The 19,140-nt window shown below is 36.8% G+C and carries 20 protein-coding genes; 17 read left to right on the forward strand and 3 right to left on the reverse strand.

The window, feature by feature from the left end; genetic code table 11:
• Positions 1 to 89: 89 nt before the first annotated feature.
• From glgB to ACQKMH_RS09075, 8 genes are all read left to right on the forward strand, one after another.
• A complete protein-coding gene (glgB, locus tag ACQKMH_RS09040; protein WP_427587048.1) occupies positions 90 to 2,030 on the forward strand; it encodes a 1,4-alpha-glucan branching protein GlgB in 1,941 nt (646 codons plus the stop codon).
• Complete coding sequence (locus tag ACQKMH_RS09045) at positions 2,030 to 3,196, forward strand: glucose-1-phosphate adenylyltransferase (RefSeq protein WP_427587049.1); 1,167 nt, start codon at positions 2,030 to 2,032, stop codon at positions 3,194 to 3,196. Before glgB ends, ACQKMH_RS09045 begins: the two co-directional genes overlap by 1 nt.
• A 17-nt stretch (positions 3,197 to 3,213) precedes the next feature.
• On the forward strand, positions 3,214 to 4,320 hold the full coding sequence (gene glgD / locus ACQKMH_RS09050; RefSeq protein WP_427587050.1) for a glucose-1-phosphate adenylyltransferase subunit GlgD: 1,107 nt from the start codon (positions 3,214 to 3,216) through the stop codon (positions 4,318 to 4,320).
• 16 nt (positions 4,321 to 4,336) lie between these two features.
• The gene (glgA, locus tag ACQKMH_RS09055; RefSeq protein ID WP_427587051.1) at positions 4,337 to 5,773 is read left to right on the forward strand and encodes a glycogen synthase GlgA; all 1,437 of its coding nucleotides are present in this window, start codon (positions 4,337 to 4,339) and stop codon (positions 5,771 to 5,773) included.
• Positions 5,774 to 5,900: 127 nt separating this feature from the next.
• Positions 5,901 to 7,406, forward strand: a complete 1,506-nt coding sequence (gene cls / locus ACQKMH_RS09060) for a cardiolipin synthase (protein WP_427587052.1) — start codon at positions 5,901 to 5,903, stop codon at positions 7,404 to 7,406.
• Between the two features lie 78 nt (positions 7,407 to 7,484).
• Positions 7,485 to 8,240 carry an exodeoxyribonuclease III gene (locus ACQKMH_RS09065; RefSeq protein WP_427587053.1) on the forward strand — a complete coding sequence of 252 codons (756 nt, stop codon included), beginning with the start codon at positions 7,485 to 7,487 and terminating at the stop codon, positions 8,238 to 8,240.
• A 64-nt stretch (positions 8,241 to 8,304) separates the two neighbouring features.
• The gene (locus ACQKMH_RS09070; protein WP_427587054.1) at positions 8,305 to 8,709 is read left to right on the forward strand and encodes a cytosolic protein; all 405 of its coding nucleotides are present in this window, start codon (positions 8,305 to 8,307) and stop codon (positions 8,707 to 8,709) included.
• Positions 8,710 to 8,724: 15 nt separating this feature from the next.
• Positions 8,725 to 9,003 (forward strand): HNH endonuclease, encoded by a 279-nt coding sequence (locus ACQKMH_RS09075; protein WP_427587556.1) that lies wholly within the window; start codon positions 8,725 to 8,727, stop codon positions 9,001 to 9,003.
• A 44-nt stretch (positions 9,004 to 9,047) separates the two neighbouring features.
• Here the strand turns inward: ACQKMH_RS09075 and ACQKMH_RS09080 are convergent, their stop codons facing one another.
• Positions 9,048 to 9,569 carry a DUF2179 domain-containing protein gene (locus tag ACQKMH_RS09080; RefSeq protein ID WP_063233682.1) on the reverse strand — a complete coding sequence of 174 codons (522 nt, stop codon included), beginning with the start codon at positions 9,567 to 9,569 and terminating at the stop codon, positions 9,048 to 9,050.
• 241 nt (positions 9,570 to 9,810) lie between these two features.
• Here ACQKMH_RS09080 and ACQKMH_RS09085 point away from each other — a divergent pair, with 241 nt between their 5' ends.
• The 7 genes from ACQKMH_RS09085 to ACQKMH_RS09115 all read left to right on the forward strand — a co-directional run bounded on the left by ACQKMH_RS09085 (position 9,811) and on the right by ACQKMH_RS09115 (position 13,813).
• Positions 9,811 to 10,155, forward strand: a complete 345-nt coding sequence (locus tag ACQKMH_RS09085; protein ID WP_427587055.1) for a n-acetylglutamate synthase — start codon at positions 9,811 to 9,813, stop codon at positions 10,153 to 10,155.
• A 19-nt stretch (positions 10,156 to 10,174) separates the two neighbouring features.
• Positions 10,175 to 10,750, forward strand: a complete 576-nt coding sequence (locus ACQKMH_RS09090; protein ID WP_427587056.1) for a histidine phosphatase family protein — start codon at positions 10,175 to 10,177, stop codon at positions 10,748 to 10,750.
• A 76-nt stretch (positions 10,751 to 10,826) separates the two neighbouring features.
• Positions 10,827 to 11,501 carry an NAD-dependent epimerase/dehydratase family protein gene (locus ACQKMH_RS09095; RefSeq protein WP_427587057.1) on the forward strand — a complete coding sequence of 225 codons (675 nt, stop codon included), beginning with the start codon at positions 10,827 to 10,829 and terminating at the stop codon, positions 11,499 to 11,501.
• Positions 11,502 to 11,527: 26 nt separating this feature from the next.
• The gene (locus tag ACQKMH_RS09100) at positions 11,528 to 11,650 is read left to right on the forward strand and encodes a hypothetical protein (RefSeq protein ID WP_427587058.1); all 123 of its coding nucleotides are present in this window, start codon (positions 11,528 to 11,530) and stop codon (positions 11,648 to 11,650) included.
• A 393-nt stretch (positions 11,651 to 12,043) separates the two neighbouring features.
• Positions 12,044 to 12,460: a BlaI/MecI/CopY family transcriptional regulator gene (locus ACQKMH_RS09105; RefSeq protein WP_427587059.1), complete on the forward strand. Its 417-nt coding sequence runs from the start codon at positions 12,044 to 12,046 to the stop codon at positions 12,458 to 12,460.
• A complete protein-coding gene (locus tag ACQKMH_RS09110) occupies positions 12,460 to 13,314 on the forward strand; it encodes a M56 family metallopeptidase (protein WP_427587060.1) in 855 nt (284 codons plus the stop codon). The genes ACQKMH_RS09105 and ACQKMH_RS09110 overlap by 1 nt, the downstream gene beginning before the upstream one ends.
• A 70-nt stretch (positions 13,315 to 13,384) precedes the next feature.
• Positions 13,385 to 13,813, forward strand: coding sequence for a DoxX family protein (locus tag ACQKMH_RS09115; RefSeq protein WP_427587061.1), 429 nt, complete (start codon positions 13,385 to 13,387; stop codon positions 13,811 to 13,813).
• Positions 13,814 to 14,407: 594 nt separating this feature from the next.
• On the opposite strand, the gene ACQKMH_RS09120 is transcribed toward ACQKMH_RS09115, so the two are convergent.
• Positions 14,408 to 15,451, reverse strand: a complete 1,044-nt coding sequence (locus tag ACQKMH_RS09120; protein WP_427587062.1) for a two-component system sensor histidine kinase NtrB — start codon at positions 15,449 to 15,451, stop codon at positions 14,408 to 14,410.
• A 248-nt stretch (positions 15,452 to 15,699) separates the two neighbouring features.
• Here ACQKMH_RS09120 and ACQKMH_RS09125 point away from each other — a divergent pair, with 248 nt between their 5' ends.
• Together ACQKMH_RS09125 and ACQKMH_RS09130 are read left to right on the forward strand one after the other, a co-directional pair.
• A complete protein-coding gene (locus ACQKMH_RS09125) occupies positions 15,700 to 16,599 on the forward strand; it encodes a DMT family transporter (protein ID WP_427587063.1) in 900 nt (299 codons plus the stop codon).
• Positions 16,600 to 17,088: 489 nt separating this feature from the next.
• The gene (locus ACQKMH_RS09130) at positions 17,089 to 18,501 is read left to right on the forward strand and encodes a PQQ-dependent sugar dehydrogenase (RefSeq protein WP_427587064.1); all 1,413 of its coding nucleotides are present in this window, start codon (positions 17,089 to 17,091) and stop codon (positions 18,499 to 18,501) included.
• An 84-nt stretch (positions 18,502 to 18,585) separates the two neighbouring features.
• Here the strand turns inward: ACQKMH_RS09130 and ACQKMH_RS09135 are convergent, their stop codons facing one another.
• Complete coding sequence (locus ACQKMH_RS09135) at positions 18,586 to 19,140, reverse strand: hypothetical protein (protein ID WP_427587065.1); 555 nt, start codon at positions 19,138 to 19,140, stop codon at positions 18,586 to 18,588.

The raw sequence follows: 19,140 nt of genomic DNA on the forward strand, positions 1-19,140 counted from the left end.
AGGATTAACATCATTTTCACCGAATATATATAATAACTGGGGAAGGATGGTTAAAATACTTTCGAGTTCATATTTATGGAGGGGTTTTATTGAATACAATTATCGACCAGCTACAAGAGAACTATCCAAGCGATTTTGATTTGTTTTTATTTCATGAAGGCACCCTTAATGAAAGTTATAAAATGCTTGGGGCACACATTGTAACATCATTAGGTAAAGAAGGAGTAAGATTCGCCGTTTGGGCCCCCCATGCCAAGCAAGTCTCAGTAGTCGGTAATTTTAATGATTGGGACGGAAAAGATCATGCGATGAAACGGATCGAGCGTTCAGGTATCTGGGTGTTGTTCGTACCAGGATTACAAGAAGGGGAACTTTATAAATACGAAATACATACACCTGGAAATAAACGTATCCTTAAAGCCGATCCATATGCCTTTTATTCGGAAGTCAGACCAAAAACAGCCTCGATCATTAAAAGGCTGGATAATTTTGAATGGCAAGATTCGAAGTGGATAGCTGATAGGAAAAAGGAAAATATTTATCATAAACCCATGTCCATTTATGAAGTGCACCCCGGTACATGGAAACAGACGGAAAGCGGTGAATTTTACTCGTACCGTGATTTAGCTGATAGATTAGTTGATTATGTGATTGATAATAGTTTTACACACATAGAAATAATGGCCATAATGGAACACCCATTTGATAAATCTTGGGGATACCAGGTTACGGGCTATTATTCTGTAACTAGTCGTTACGGTTCACCGGAAGATTTTAAGTATTTGATTAACCTTTGCCACCAGAATGGCATAGGTGTCATCTTAGACTGGGTTCCAGCCCATTTTTGTAAAGACGATCATGGACTTTCCCGTTTTGATGGTACCCCTCTTTATGAACCAATCGATCATAACAGAGCAGATCGGCCGTTATGGGGGACATATAACTTTGATTTCACCAAACCGGAAGTGGTCAGTTTCCTAATATCGAATGTAATGTTTTGGATGGATGTATACCATGTTGATGGGGTACGTGTCGATGCTGTATCGTCAATGGTTTACTTAAATCATGACAACCCTTTGCCGGTCAAGCTAAAAAACCAGTTTGGCGGTGAGGAAAATCTGGAGGCCATACAATTCTTGCAAAAACTTAATGAAGTGGTTTTCAAGAAATATCCCAATGCATTAATGATGGCTGAAGAAGCAACAGATCGGCCACTTATCACTTCACCTACCGATATAGGCGGTCTAGGGTTTAATTACAAGTGGAATATGGGATGGACCAACGATATCCTGCGATATATGAAACTTGAAACTGGTGAAAGGCCATATCACCATAGTCTCTTAACATTCTCATTTTTCTATGCTTTTTCAGAAAATTTCGTATTACCCTTTTCACATGATGAAGTAGTTCATGGCAAGAGGTCTTTATTAAATAAGATGCCTGGTGACTATTGGCAGAAATTTGCGAATTTGCGTTTGCTCTTTGGATATTTCATGACGCATCCTGGAAAGAAGCTTCTCTTTATGGGCGGTGAATTTGGCCAGTTCATAGAATGGAAAGATGAGGAACAATTGGATTGGCTGCTGTTGGAATATGAATCTCATGAAAAACTGTCCTATTACTTCCGCACCCTACAGAAATTTTATAGAGAAACTTCCTCCTTGTGGAGACTTGATCATGTCCAGGAGGGTTTTGAATGGATAGATCCAAACAATAGTAGTCAGAGTATCATTACCTTTATGAGAAAAGGTAAACGCAAAGGCGATTATTGTATTGTGGTCTGTAATTTTTCTGCACAGACTCATACTCATTATAAAATTGGTGTACCATCTCAGGGGAAATATATTGAGGTGTTCAATAGTGACTCAGCAGCTTTCGGAGGATCTGGTCAGGTGAATGAAGAACCCATTAATGTCAAAAAAGAAGCTTATCATAATCAACCATTCAGTATGGAAATAACTGTACCTCCACTAGGCATTTCGATCTATATGAAGCAAACAAAAAAAAGACGGGGGAGAGTGAACGAATAGTGGGAGCGAAAAAATGGATAGCAATGTTATTGGCAGGAGGCCAGGGTTCAAGGTTAGGTGAATTAACCATTGGTTTGGCAAAACCAGCTGTTCCCTTCGGCGGTAAATATAGAATCATCGATTTTCCATTAAGTAACTGCACTCATTCTGGTATTGATACGGTTGGGGTACTGACCCAATATCAGCCATTAATTCTAAATGATTATGTTGGGAACGGTAAAGCTTGGGATTTGGATTTGGATGTTGGCGGAGTTTCCGTTCTTCCCCCTTATCAAGGGAAAGAAGGCGGTGAGTGGTATAAAGGAACGGCAAATGCCGTTTATCAAAATATTCAATATATTGATAACTATGATCCGGAACATGTGCTGATTCTCTCTGGTGACCATATTTATAAGATGGACTACAGTAAGATGCTGGATTATCATATCGAAAAAAATGCAGAGGCTACCATAGCTGTCATTCAAGTGCCATGGCAAGAAGCAAGTCGTTTTGGAATCATGAATACTAATGATGATGATAAGGTCACCCAATTCGACGAAAAACCAAAATATCCAAAAAGCAACCTCGCTTCCATGGGTGTTTACCTTTTCAATTGGAAGACTTTAAGGCGTTATTTAATAAACGATGAAAAAGATGCAACTTCTTCTAATGATTTCGGTAGCAATATCATTCCAAAAATGCTTGAAGATCGAAAAAAGCTATATGCTTATCGTTTTAATGATTATTGGAAAGATGTTGGTACGGTCGAGAGCCTTTGGCAGGCCCATATGGATTTATTGGAGGAAACGCCAAACTTTCAGTTGGATGATCAGCAATGGAAAATTTTTGCCCGTAATGCAAATCATCCTCCGCAATATATTTCATCAGATGCTGAGGTTAGTCAGTCGCTTATCAATGAAGGGTGCATGATACATGGTAAGATTGAACATTCTGTTTTATCCTATAATGTACAGGTGGGCTATGGCTCAACCATAAAAGATTCAGTCATCATGCCTAATGTTACGATTGGTGAAAACGTTCATATAGAAAGAAGCATCATAGCCAGCAATTGTATTATTGAAAATGGTGCCGTAGTTGGTAATTCAGCGGTTACATCCGATATTACTTTAATCGGCGAAAATCAAACCATTATAAATCCAAACAAAAAAAAGATTACTCTTAACTAGAAAAAGGGGAAGATGCTATGGAAAATGTGTTGGGTATTATTAACTTAATCAATGAAAAACAACATTTAAAAGAGCTGACCGCTCACCGTAATGTAGCATCTGTGCCATTTGGTGGACGCTACCGTTTGATTGACTTTACGATGTCGAACTTTATAAATGCAGATGTATCAAAAGTAGCCGTTTTTCCAAAAGAAAAATATCTTTCAGTTATGGATCATCTAGGTTCAGGAAAAGAGTGGAACCTAGATCGGCGGTCAGGAGGATTACACATCTTGCCACCGATCCATCCGGATGAAAAAGTAACAGGAGATATGAAGCAATTCTATGATCACCTTAGCTTTTTCGAGCGGGCAGAGGCAGATACTGTCATCATTTCCCCTGGATGCCATGTGTGTAAATTGGATTTTAATGAAGTGCTTGATTACCATAAAAAACATAAAGCGGATATCACAGTCGTATATAAGGATTATGTAGGGGAGCTAATTGAAAAACCAATCTATAACACCTGCTCAGTAGATTCCGATGAAGATATCACGGACATTAGCTTTTATACCATTCCAAAACCTGGTGACCATGTTTGTTTAGAAACCTTTGTCATTAGTAAAGCCCTATTGGTGAACTTGATCAAAAGTTGTGTTGCCAGTGGAGAATATGACTTTTTGAAAGATGCTGTGAAAGCCAATCTCCATCGTTTTACAGTCAAAGGATACAATTTTACTGGAGATATGCCATTCATCCATTCCATTGAAAGTTTTCATTCCAGTAATATGAATTTCTTGAACCCTACGGTCATCCGTTCTTTCTTTGGTGATACATGGGATGTTTATACTAAGATCAAACATGAAGCACCGACAAAATATTCACGATCTTCAAAGGTTACCAATTCTTTGATAGCGAACGGTTGTGTTATTGAAGGAACTGTCGAAAACAGTATCCTCTTCCGAGGGGTGAAGGTGAAAAAGGGCGCGATCATAAGAAATAGCATCATCATGCAAAAAGGTGAGATTGAAGAGGATGCTATAGTAGAAAATATCATAACTGATAAAGAAGTGAAAATTACGAGTGAAAAAACAGTCATTGGTTTGAAACAGCCGACTGTAATAAAAAAAGCGGAAGTAATTTAATAGAGGAGGTGCGGCAATGAACGTTGTATTTGCTGCTTCAGAATGCGCCCCTTTTATAAAAACGGGAGGGCTCGGAGACGTAATAGGCGCGCTCCCGAAAGCGCTAAAAAAACAGGGAGTCCATGTAAGTGTCATCCTACCTAAATATGGGGATCTTCCTGACCATTACAAACAAGAACTGAAGCATATGACGAGTATCGAAGTTCCAGTTGGCTGGCGCCAGCAATTTTGCGGGATAGAAAAACTTGTTGCAAACGGAATTACATATTACTTTTTGGATAATGAATATTATTTCAAAAGACATGGGAGTTATGGTTTTTTCGATGATGGCGAAAGATTCGCATTCTTTTCCCGTGCGATATTGGAGGCTTTACCCTATTTAGAAGAAAAGCCGGATATCATTCACTGTCATGATTGGCAAACCGGACTTGTCAGTGTATTACTGAAAGCCCATTATCAAAATCATCCTTTCTACAAGGATATTAAAACGATATTTACCATACATAATTTACGCTATCAAGGAGTTTATTCTAAATCTGTTTTAGCAGAATTACTGGATTTGAGTGAGCTATATTTTAATATCGATGGTCTTGAATTCCATGGAAATGTCAGTTATTTGAAAGCAGGCTTAGCCTTCTCTAACATAGTCACAACTGTAAGCCAAAGTTATGCAGAAGAAATTCAAAGTCCCTATTTTGGGGAGAATTTGGATGGTTTTTTACGGAAAAGAAATGGTGACCTTAAAGGTATAGTCAATGGAATTGATTATGATGAATATAATCCTGCCGCAGATGAATACCTTGCAGTTCCTTTCGATACCTATGAGGGGAAGATGGAGAATAAACGTCAGTTACAAGAATCGTTGAATCTTCCAGTCAATGATGGCATTCCGGTTATATCGATGGTGACCAGGCTAGTTGATCAAAAAGGAATAGACCTTATCCTCCATGTTTTCCATGAAATGATGAACCAAGGAATACAATTCATTCTTTTAGGAACTGGTGAAGAGCAATATGAATCAGCTTTTCGTCATTTAGCTGAGCAGTATCCAAATCAAGTTTCGGTAAATACATATTTTGATGAGGGTTTAGCTAGGCGCATATATGCAGGATCTGATTTATTTCTGATGCCATCGCAATTCGAACCGTGTGGCATTGGCCAACTTCTGGCGCTGCGTTATGGGACTCTGCCATTGGTGAGAGAGACAGGTGGACTTCGTGATACAGTCATCCCCTATAATCAATTTACTGGTGAAGGGAATGGCTTCAGTTTTACGAATTATAATGCACATGACATGCTCCATACAATTGAACAATCTGTTGGGCTCTACAAATTCCAGCCGAAGAGATGGAGGAAGCTGACCGAAAATGCAATGAAGTTGGACTTCAGTTGGACATCATCATCCTTAAAATATATGGAGCTTTATGAAAGCTTGACTCCTGTATTGAAGTGATAATTGGATAGGCATTACACAAAGCACTTGCGAAAATAAGCCTTCGCGAGTGTTTTGTTTTTTTACCATCAAATATGGGTATATGTATAGATATATATAAAATATTGCTGTGTAGGAGAATGAAAAGATGAAAAGAAGAAGAATGGAGTTCGTATTTTTATTTATTTTAATTGCTGCAGTGTATATGATCCTATTTACTGAAGTTAGCTTCGACGTGAAGCTATTTTTTATTGGATTATATATTTTTGTTATGTTTATTACGCTGTTTTCACTCATGCTGGAAAACAGATTTGCTCACGAAACGCTTTTATGGATGTATGTGCTTTTGTTTATTCCGGTATTTGGATATATGTTTTATCTATTTTCTGGTCAGCTCTATTTAAAGGGGTATTTGTTTCAAAGCAAAAGGAAAAAGGACCGGGAAGAATGGAAGAGTCTTGTCACGCATGTAACTTCACCAGATTTATCGTTCTTGAATAATCATCAGCAATCATTTGCTGATTTTGCCAAAAATGCATCTGAGACGACCATAAGTACATCATCGCAAACAGAAGTTTTGAAAAATGGCAATGAAACATTTACAGAAATCATTAAGCAGTTAAAAAAGGCTGAAAAATTCATCCATATTGAATATTATATTTTTAGATCGGACAGGCTTGGAACGGAAATTATAGATATCCTGATTGAAAAAGCAAAAGATGGTGTGGAAGTTTTATTCATTTTTGATGCCGCCGGCAGTTTAAGCCTTTCAAATAATGAAGTTAAGCGAATGAAAAATGCAGGGATAAAAGCTTATCCATTTTCCCCCTTGAAACACGGTTTTTTCAATCAAAAGTTTAATTTCAGGAATCACCGAAAAATTATCATCGTTGATGGCGAAATTGGCTTTGTCGGAGGTTTGAACGTAGGTGAGGAGTATTTAGGAAGAAATAAAAACATTGGATTTTGGAGAGATACACACATGGTCCTTAAAGGGGAAGCTGTATATATGCTTCATACTGTTTTCCTTATGGATTGGGAATATGTCAGCGGGGAAGGTGTATTGCAAGAACGTCCGGAAATTAAAAATAAAATCGAAAAAGGGGATGGAGCTGTACAGGTTGTAGCAAGCGGACCGGATACACAACAGGGAATCATGAGTGATTTTTACTATTCACTTATCACTAGTGCTACTGAATCAATCTGGATTGCAAGTCCATACTTCGTACCTAACCAAGCGATTAAAGCGGCAATCAAACATGCCGCCATAAAGGGGATACAAGTTAGACTTATGGTTCCGGCCGTAAATGATGGTTTTTTAACCCAATATGGAAGTCGCTCCTATTTCGGTGAGCTACTTCAATTCGGTGTAGAGGTATACTCATATAAAAAAGGTTTTTTACATCAAAAGCTTATCATTGTTGATGGTGATACCGCTTCTATAGGTACGGCAAACATGGATATGAGGAGTTTTCATTTGAATTTCGAAGTGAATGTCTTTCTTATGGGAACACGTTCCATAGATGACCTTGTCAACCATTACAAAGAGGATATGAAGGATAGCGACAAACTGGATCCAATCATGTATAACAATCGCGGGCTGCTTGAACGTTCAAAAGAATCATTTGCCAGGTTGTTTTCGAATGTACTCTAATGGGAAAAATACAAGAACAATAGTATAGTTGATATGTAATGAAATCATCAGTTTGCTATAAGGAGAATAAGAGAGATTATGAAATTGGTTTCCTGGAATGTTAATGGAATTAGAGCGTGTGTTAAAAAAGGGTTTTTAGATTACTTTAAAGAAGTGGATGCCGATATTTTTTGCCTTCAAGAAACTAAGCTGCAAGAAGGACAAATTTCGCTTGAATTGGAAGGATATCATCAATATTGGAATTATGCATTGAAAAAAGGATATTCCGGTACAGCCATATTCACTAAGGAAAAACCACTTTCAGTGAAATATGGTGTAGGAGGGCAGGATGAGGAACCGGAGGGAAGAATCATAACCCTGGAGTACGAGAAATTTTATATGGTGAATGTTTATACACCCAATGCCAAAAGGGATTTATCGAGACTTGATTACCGGCTTGAATGGGAAGATGAGATGATTGCTTACCTTAAAGGACTGGATAAAGTGAAACCAGTTATCTTTTGTGGCGATTTAAATGTCGCACACCAGGAAATCGACTTGAAGAACCCAAAACCTAATATTGGGAATTCCGGTTTCACTACTGAGGAACGCGGGAAGATGTCTGAATTACTTGATGCAGGTTTTATCGATACGTTCCGCCATTTTTATCCGAACCAGGAAGGTGCCTATACTTGGTGGTCTTATATGAGTAAAGTAAGAGAGCGGAATATTGGGTGGAGAATCGATTATTTCATTGTTTCAAAACGTTTGTCTGATTCTCTAATAGAGTCTAACATTCACTGCGATATAATGGGCAGTGATCATTGCCCGGTTGTCTTGGAAACAAACCTTTAAAATCGAATAATTTCGGTTAAATGGGGATACTATTTGTTATCCATATTCAACAGGAGGTTAGATTATGAACACATTCATCGTGAGCTTTCATCAAGAAGATAATGTAGACACCATGCAAGTGCAAAAACTGACGGCAGCTGAGTTTGAAAAAACAACATCGCGTGGATTTCGCAGATTATTCGAATTGGATACAAATATTGGGTATTTCGTCTTTTTTGATGCAGAAGATGATGAGGGGGATTTATCTCATCTAGTTTTACAGTATGAAGAAGATAATCAAGATCCAAGTGATTGTTACTCCTTTTCTAAAAATGATTTTTATGAATTCATGGCCCTTTATTTACAAGGCATGGATGAAGATGAAGCGGAAGATGATGAAGATGAGGACAACGAAGAGTATGGGCCAATCCATCATCTTGCCCATTTGATGTTTCATATTGTCGAAGAAGGAAAATCCGTAAAGCCGTAACGGCCTTGTGATGTGATGAAAGGTACTTGTGAGCTTTGTAACAGGATTGAGATTGAATTGACCGTTCATCATTTAACACCTAGAGAGGAAGGCGGCAGCCATTTACCAATCGCCTATCTCTGTAAATCTTGTCATAAACAGATACACGCCTTGTACTCAAACCGAGAGCTAGCCATCCGACTATATAACGTAGATTTGCTAAAAGATGATGAATCATTAAAAAAATATGTAAAGTGGATTAAAAAGCAACCTGCAACGAAGGCAGTCAAGTTAAGAAAATCAAAAAACAAATAAAGGCAAAAGCCCATCTTTAAAATGTTGGACTTTTGCCTTTTATTTTAGCTTGCTTTATTTTTCAACCGGTCCAGTAAAAATCCTCCTTTAAAATAACGGGGTTCATATGAAATGATAAAGGCCTTAGGTTCAAACTTTTCAACGGTTGCTATCAATTCTTGTTCTCGGTTTCGTTTTGTCAAGATCTCCATCCGATAACGGTTGCTATCCCTGCCCTCGCCCGTATAAAGAGTGACACCAAATCCGTTGTTCCTCAATGTATCAACTAACTGTTCATTTTTGGTTTGAGTATTAACGGTTACATTAATAAAACCGATGGCGAGTTTTTGCTCAATTTTCGTACCAAAAATTATTCCGATTCCAAAACCGACTGCATATACAACCATGGCGAGTATGCTTTGGTCACCGCCAAATACTAGGGATAAACCAAAAACGTATATTAACATTTCTGCGATACCCAGTATCGAGGCAAGTATGGTAATATTTTTTACTAAGAAAATGGTTCGCAGCGTGTAAATCGGAACATAAATAAGTTGCAATAGTAGAATCAGAAGTATTTCTTTCAATTGAGCACCTCACCAATATCTTCCAGTATTATTAGATGTTTCATCTTGGGTTATGTTCATTCCATAAGTAACATCTTCCATAATCTAACCACATTATAATAGGAGAATTCAATGGGGAATATTATGTATTTTTTGTGTCATATCCATGAACACAGAATTAAAATAATATAAGATTTTTCAATATTCTTTTTTTTATTAATTTGGTATCATTATCCTTATTAATTCATTTGGGGGAATGATGATGTTTAATTATGATGGGCGGATATTCAAAGCTAAAGTCAATTCAGAGAATGGAGAAGTGTCAGGAAATACTACCTTTCATTATTCACAAGAAGGCTCTATTCTTACAGCAAGTTATCAGGGTGGAGAGATTGTTAAAGGGACATTAATAGGGCTTGTCAATAAGGATGAATCTCTAGAATTTAGGTATAATCATATCAATGAAAAAGGTGAAATTAGAGGAGGCAGCTGTCTTTCCACGCCAGAAATGTTGCCTGATGGAAGGATACGCTTGCATGAAAAATGGAAATGGTCAGATCTCGAGCAAAGTGAAGGGCATTCCATCATTGAAGAAATAATAAAATAAACTATTAAAGAGAGGCTTGATGACAATTACTACTATTTGTTTAGTGCGGCATGGTCAAACCGATTGGAATGCCCAGGGGAAATTGCAAGGACAGACTGATATTCCATTAAATGAACTAGGAAAAATACAGGCACATCAATGTGGTGAATTTTTGTCTAAAGAGGATTGGGATGTAATTATTTCAAGCCCACTAAAAAGAGCAAGGGAAACGGCAGAAATCATTGCCCATTATATTGATGGTACGGTGATTGAAAAAAATGAATTCATTGAAAAGAATTTTGGCGTCGCTGAAGGGTTGACAGCAGCTGAAAGGGAAGAGAAATACATAGATAAAGCATATCCTGGTCAGGAAAGCCAGGAATCCTTACGAAACAGGCTGATGAAGGGGCTCCAAGAAATTCAAAAAGAGTTTCCAAAGAAAAGAGTTATACTTGTTGCACATGGCGCTGTGATTCATTTTATTTTACGGTTGATGTCAAACGAGTCAATCGTATCCACCGAAATGCGATTGTTTAATGCATGTTTGAGTACGATTAGATTCGAGGCCGATTCTTGGATCATAGATGACTTTAATCAAGTAACTCATTTATCATAGTTAAAACCCCAAGAGATAAAATGAGAATTAAATGAATGGATATTTTGCAGCAGCTTAAAAAGGAAAGTAGGAAATCATGACTAATAAGACGGCATTGGTTTTAGGGGCCACTGGCTTGGTTGGTACCCAGCTGGTTAAAGAGATAAACAACAGCGAAATCTATAAGGAAGTCCACTTGTTGACAAGAAGGAAAATGGAATGTAAAGAACCCAAATGCAAAGTACATATTGCAGACTTCGATAAATTATCAAACTATGCCGATTCATTTAACGTGACCGATGTTTTTATTTGTTTAGGCACAACAATCAAGAAGGCTAAATCGAAAGAAGCTTTTTGTAAAGTGGATTTTGAGTATGTTATTGAAGCAGCGAAAGTAGCAAAAACATCCAATGTTGAGAAATTACTCGTCATAACAGCAATGGGGGCAAATTCCAAATCAAAGTTTTTCTACAGTCGTGTAAAAGGCGATGTGGAAGGAGCACTGCAACAACTAGAGATGAATTCTGTACATATATTTCGCCCTTCCTTACTTCTTGGCGAACGAAAGGAATATAGGGCCGGTGAAAAGATTTCCGGTATGCTTAGCTCCTTTACTAAATTTCTTTTTGTTGGCCCTTTACGTCCATATCGTGCCATAGAAGCAAAGAATGTAGCTGCTGCAATGTATGCTGCCGCCCAAACGAAGAACCTCGGGTATCACTATTACAATTCTGATGAAATAGAGAAACTTGCACAAGGAGTTTCTATCTAACCGAAAAACAAAGTGGAGTGGAACGGGTGAACGAGACTCCTGCGGGAATACGCGTCCAAGGGAGTGGAAATCAACGTTGGATTCAAGATAGTTTGAATACAAAAGGGGTTTTATCTATATTTCTAAAACAAAGTGGAGTGGAAATCTAATTTTTATTAACCCTCAAAAAAACAGTAGGCAAACTTGATTTTCATCGAGGTTGCTTACTGTCTGAAACGAGTCTCCAATAGGCTCGTTTTTTTATATAAAAGCAAATTTTCATGCCCGCTAAAAGGAAAAAGGGATTCGTGTTAGATGCGTCTGTCAGCGGAGGAACATTTGGAACTGAAAAAAGGAAATGGAGTGTAAAAGCAGGTGCGAACGAGAAACACTTGTAAAAGTCAGAAAGCCAATTAAGCCTATCAATTGTTTGCTGTTATTCTTCCAATAAGGGGTACAAATTCTATGGAGCAGGATCTAAAGTGATTCGTTCTCCTAATCTTCCGGATGAAACTTGATTGTAATAAGGAATTCCACTACAATTTGTAGTGGGGTGATAAAAGATGAATATTAAAAATTTTAAATATGATGAAGTTGGACTGAATCGTTTCTTTGGTCCATTGGAAGCCAATATTATGGAATATTTATGGGAAAACAATGAACAGAGTATTAAATCGGTACAGCAGTCTTTGGAGGTTGACAAGCCTATCAATTTTAATACTGTAATGACAGTCATGAATCGTCTAGTTGAAAAAGGCATACTTGGAAAGAGGTCTGAAGGAAGGCTTTCACTATTTCGCCCTGTGCAGTCTAAAGCGGAGTTTTTAGAAGAGCAGTCAAAGAAACTGACTGAGAATTTGCTGGATGAATTTGGGGGTGCCGTCATTAGCCATATGCTTGATGCCATGAAGGACGCCGACCAAGCTTTAATTGAGAAATTGGAACAAAAAATTAAATCGTTAAAAAAGGATAAATTATAATGTGGAAGAAAAAGTCTTATTTTGTGATAAGTCTGAGTCTTTTAATTGCCTGTGTAGTATGGAGCCAAATGGGCGCGTTTTTGGTACACATCTTTTTTGGGGTGAATATTAAAGCTAACTTTTTTAAATTTTGCTTTAGTCTATTCAAGGAAGGGTCAGTATACTACTTTGTGGTCATCACACTGATCAATATATTGATATCCTATAGTATTTTGAGCACCTTATTCAAAATAGCAGAGCAATACCTCCTGTCCAGAAGGTTTAAACAAAAGCTTTTTATCCATAAAAACGTTGAAAAAACAAGATCTATAAATGAAACATTCAAACAGGTCAACAAAGATATTTTAGTTGTGAATGCGGATCAACCTCTTGCGTTTACCATCGGTTTCAGACGACCTTTCATTGTTTTCAGTACTGGCTTAATCGAATTATTGGACTTTGACGAGCTACAGGCAGTAGTAGAGCATGAATCTTATCACCAAAAAAAATATGATCCATTGGTCATCTTTATTTTACAGGTGATCGCACATGCATTATGGTTTGTCCCACTAACAAAATGGTGTTATGAAAATCATAAAATCATAAGTGAATTATTAGCCGATGAACACGCCATACATAAAACGGGGACTGAATTAGGTATAAGCGCTGCTTTGTTAAAGCTAATTAAACATGGTTGCTTTGATAAATCCGCTCCTGTCCTTGTACACTTCTCGAATGAATCAGTTAACTATAGACTTCAGCAATTGGTTGATCCTCAAAGAACAATTCCTTTGAGGGCTGATATTACCACGATTTCTGTATCTATATATGTTTTGATTATTCTATTGGGAATATCTATAGTGATTGTCGGATGACTTTCACTTGATTTTTTTACAATTTTACACTACACTTTGTAGTGTAAAATATAATAAAAGGAGATGTAAAATGAATAAACAAGAAATCGGTACCTTTTTATTAAGAGTAATGTTGGGATTTACATTTTTGATGCATGGTTTGTCAAAATTCCAAGGTGGTTTGGGAAACATTTCTGGATGGTTTCAAAGTATAGGTATTCCGGGATTCATGGCGTATGTAGTGGGTACAATTGAGTTGGTTGGAGGAATTGCTTTAATTTTTGGTCTCGGAACAAGAATAATTTCTGTCCTCCTTATATTCATTATGGCTGGTGCTATTTTATATGTGAAATTACCAGCAGGCTTTATGGGAAATGGAGAAGGTACAGGATTCGAACTAGACCTCGTTCTAATGATAATTGCACTTCACTTAGGCTTAAATGGAAGCAGCTTTCTATCTATAGACTCTAAGTTACCAAATCGTAAAAGAGGACAAGTTTCAGATAAAATGGCGAGTTAATAAGATTAAACATCGTCACATGGCATTTCCAGCGATAATTTGTACAATAGAAAGAGGCTTATGATGAGCTCAGGCCATCATTAAGCCTCTTCGTTTGTATATTATTTAACATTAGGCTGAAACTATGGATTAAGGAATATTGGGAACTCCGTTAGTAACAACATTTTTCTGGGGAAAATAGTGAGGTTCTTTCCAATTCTCTAGAAGACCAAGATGTGTTGGTATCGCTCCAGTTGATCTTAAGTAATCATTTCAAGTTGATCTGAAAGCTTCCATATCAACTCAAGTTTTAATCCTTCTATTTTTTTAAAACTGTAGGCAATATGAGTTTTATCTACTTGTTCAAACAAAGTGGATTGGAACGGAAGGTACGAGATTCCTGTGGAATACGTGTCCAAGGGAGACCCCGCAGGCGCAAAGTGAGTGCACTACACTCCAATCAACGGTCATATTTTTAAAAGCCTAAAAAAACTGTAGACAAACGCCATTATTATCGAGTTTGTCTACATTATGGGATAACCGCCTTGATTAGGCGGTTATCCTGATGGGTTTTTATTCCATTTAAAAAAGTCATAATTGAATCAGAATACATATTTATTTAACAGGAAGCTGAATATGAAAGGTAGTTCCTTTTCCAACGACACTTTGTACTGAGATATTTCCTCCATGTTTATGTATCGTTGTAAATACTTGCGTTAGGCCTAAACCTGTTCCTTCGCTTTTGGTGGAAAAGAATGGTGTTCCTAGCAGCTTTACCTTATCTTCAGATATTCCAACTCCTGTATCACTCACTTTTATATGAATCTGTCCACTTTTATAATAATGTTCAATTCTAATTTTCCCCTTCCCTTGAATCCCCTCAATCGCATTCTTCATCAGATTAAAAAAGGCTTTCAGAAATAAATTTCTCTTTCCAAATACTTTTTTCTCTGAGTCTCTTAAATCCCATTCAATTTCCACGTTATAAAGTTTTTCTTGGAATAAAAATAAAACAGAGGTTAATTCCTTACATAAATCAATGGGAACAAAAGGTTCCTCATGTAAATCAGGTTTAGAAACATGTAATAGGTTTTCCAGAGTCTCTAATGCTTTTTCTAATTCAGCTTCCATCGTATTGATATAAGGATGAGGCTGGGATTCTTTTAAAAGCTGTAGAAATCCCTTTACTGATGTAAGAGGGTTTTTAACTTCATGAACAATTCCAGCCGCTATTTGGCCAATTGAGGCTAATTTTACTCTTTCTTTCAAAAGAGTCTCTGTTCTTTTACGATCTGTAATGTCTCGAATAATGACTTGAGTCAAGATCATGTCTTTTAAATAATAAGGGGCAGCCGTTATTTCAATATCAATAACCTCTCCATCGCTACAAATCATTTTTTGCTCCGCCCGTTCTACTATCTCTTGCTTTTGAAGGACCCTTTTTAATCGTTCTTTACAACCAGCATGGATATCTGAGGGGAGAAAGTCATACAAGTTTTTATATAAAATGTCCTCAGTAGAAGCAAACTTTAGCAATTCCAAACAAGCTCTATTACAGTAAACGATTTTTCCTTCTTGACTTACAATCCAAATCGAATTGAGTGAATACTCTATCAATTGATGAAAATCAATGTCAGTTGCTTCAATTTTTAATCCCAAGTAAATCACTCCGTTTTCTTATTTACCATAGTATATCAGGAAATATCCTTAACTTGAATACAAATTTTACGTAGTGATTTTATAATCATGTGAAGAAATCCCTTTCATATACCTCGAGAATCTCGAAAGCTACTTAGTTTATAAACTATTTTTCTAAAAAAATAGAACCCCATTTATGATCGTTTATGTTGTATTAATCATTTTAAGTAGTAATATGATTTAGGTACGAACGTTAAGGAGGCACAACCATGAAACAAATTTCTCGAACAAATACAGCGTTACTGCTGATATTTCTTGTAACTGTGTGGGGCGTCAATTGGCCATTATCTAAAATGGCTCTTTACTATACACCCCCGATATTATTTGCGGGAATTAGAACTGTATTGGGTGGTCTGATTTTACTGATTTTTGCACTACCGAGATATGAAAGACTTCGGTTTAAAGAAACATGGCATTTTTACCTAATTTCTGCTTCTCTTAACATTATTCTCTTTTACGGCCTTCAAACGGTAGGTCTGGGATATGCACCAGCAGGATTGTTTTCGGCCATTGTGTTTATTGAGCCTGTTATACTGGGGATATTCTGTTGGGTTTGGTTAGGGGAATCGATGTATGGATTAAAAATTATCGGATTGATTCTTGGCTTCGCAGGAGTTGCCATTATAAGTGCAGGAGGATTTACAGGAGATGTTTCAACAATTGGAATCATTCTTGCCCTTGGCTCGGCATTATCCTGGGGATTAGGTACTGTTTTTATTAAGAAAACAGGTGATCGTGTTGATTCAATTTGGATGGTTACGTTACAACTTATTATGGGAGGGCTTTTTTTATTAAGTGTAGGTACCAGTGTAGAAAGCTGGTCAAATATTAAGTGGGAAATGCCGTTTATTGTAAATTTACTCTTCATCTCTATCTTTGTAATTGCATTTGGGTGGCTGGCATTCTTTACACTTGTAGGTTCAGGAGACGCGAGCAAAGTAGGTTCATTTACGTTCCTCATCCCCCTGATTGCGATCCTTTGCAGTTCAGTTATGTTGCATGAAAATATTACACTAAATTTATTAGTTGGTCTTTTATTTATTTTGATTAGCATTTTGTTTGTCAACATAAAGCTAAAATCAAAAAATATACCTGACTCCAATTTTTAAGATAAAGGCAGTTTTCTAGTTAAGTTAATAAAAAAAGCGTACACGGTACGTCTTTGTTTTTTTGGAATGGGAATAGCATTGATAAAATTAATAGTATTGAGATCCGATATTAAGAGTTTTTGTGAACTTGGAGGCGTCACTTTAGAATTAATTTTGCACATATACCTTTAAAACCCAGCAACCTTCACATGAGAAGGTTGCTGGGTTTCTTAATTATTTGCATCCAAATTATTTATAGAGCTTATCGAATCCAACTAGTAAAAAAGAGACTGCTCATTTTTTAGAAATCACGTCCTTTAATGGAATAACTTGATTTTATCCTCATTCTAAAATATTTCATTAGTTCAACTAACTCACTTCTTTAGTTTCATTATGCTTGGGAGGAAAGTGGTGCAATGCCTTATCAGATTCCCCGACCTAATTTGGTACTAATAGACAGTTCTAATCATATTCTTATAAAAGAAAACAATAAGAAGGGGTGCAAGTCATTTGATAAAAGTTAAGGTTGGTTTACGGCCTATTGTAAGTAAGTTAAATTTACCAACTGTTTTGAAAACAACTATACTTCCAGGTGACTCAATTGAAAGATTATTTATTGCAACCCAGGTAGGAGAGATCTTTTACATAGGAGACGGAGTTATAAGGACTTTTTTAGATATTCGCCCGCGAATCCTAAAACTAGGTGTTTCTGGTGGCGGTTATGATGAACGTGGATTGCTAGGGCTAGCATTTCATCCCGAATTTTATAATAACGGTCTGTTTTATCTTCATTATTCAGTAGCTGGAACACAAGGACCAGGTGCTCTTTCTGAATCTATTAATCCTAACCCGTGTGATCCTAGAACTTTAAACCTAAGGTGGATAAATAGAGAAACTTATTTTGATCATATTGATACAGTTGAAGAATGGATTTTACAATCGAATGGTCAACCCCAAAAACGACGGACATTACTTAACTTAAGAAGACCATTTTCAAATCATAATGGGATCAATAGTTTAAACTTTTCACCTGAAACAGGAAAACTTGTTTTAACAACCGGAGATGGTGGATCAGGCTATGATCCATTTAACTTAAGCCAGGATGATCTAGAAATCGCTGGCAAAATAATTGAAATTGATGTAGGTAAGAATATATCCATCAATAATCCACCCATTGTCTCACGTTTTAATGAACTTCCCACAACTATTCAGGAAACGCTCATGGTAATGGCTAAAGGGGTTCGAAATATACCAGGCATTTCATTTCAAAGGTTTTCTAATCAGTATATAAAATATGCGGGAAATGTCGGTCAGGATTTGGTCGAGTCGATTTTTTCATTCGTTCATTATAAACCAATACCGGTTACTCAGCTTATTCAAGCTTCTATCATGAATTCTGAACCTGACAAAGAAGGATTTATTAACTTTGGCTGGCGAGGTTGGGAAGGTGCTTTTCCTACTTCGATTATAAGAGGCTGCACTGAAAATCCGACTTTGGATGAGAAAACAATTGCTTATTACAATGAAGCAGTAGCACTTTCAGAAAGTCGTCTTCAGCCTTTAACTAGCTATTTTCATAAAGATACCAAAACCGGTAAGTTTGAAGGAACTGCACTTACAGGAGTGCAAGCCTATATGGGGAAAAGAATCCCTGGTTTAACAGGAAGCGTTGTGTTTACCGATCTTGCCCGGAAAGAATCTCAACTTCAGGTTAGAGGGGCTTTAGCTTATACCACCGTAATACCAAATGGTGAACAAAATGATTTTAGTGTGATACAAACTAATTATGATTTTGGGTCTCAATCAGCCTATTATGTTAGTTTGGGAACGAATCTGAATCAAACCAAATTATATTTAGCGGTTTATGGCTCTATGAAAGTGACTGATTTTAACCAAGGCAAAGTTTTTGAAATCGTTCCATGAAACATAACGATCAACTACTTAATCTTGATAATTTTCTTACATGGATTTAATGAATCGAAATTTAAACCAAGTGATGGAGAATCACTAAATGATAATCATTTTTAATCTTTTAAAAAGGATTAAAGCAATTTCAACCCATAACCAGCTATAACTGAAAGCAAACAAAAAGCCAATTGTAAGAAATGAAAAGGAAACAGGGGCGGCTGGACCTAAAATTGGAAAGTGAAAAATAAATATTAGACAAATAATTCCTATCATTAAAAGAATTGCACCGGTAGCGATAATACTTAATCTCTTCCTAAAAAAGTAAAAAGATACCCCTATGCCAAGTCCTAACAATCCTGTTGTAAAAGGAAATACAATTAGTTCAGTTGGCTGTAGGATGAATAACAACATAATTGTAAGAAAGTAGGACATTACTCCAATTGGAATGGAAAACATGGAACATAACAGAATAGGTGCAGTGGCTAGCGGACTTAAAAAATATCCGATTCCTGGTAAAAAGCCAGCAGCAGACTGTAGAATAGCAGCAATACAGGCAAAAATAGACCCTAAAATGAGCTTCATCGTTTTTTTATGTTTATTGAATATTATTTGAGATAAACGAACCTCATCAGAAATAGGATTAAAAAAATACAC

It is taken from the genome of Peribacillus sp. NPDC097895 (assembly GCF_050277555.1).
Taxonomy (GTDB): Bacteria; Bacillota; Bacilli; order Bacillales; family DSM-1321; genus Peribacillus.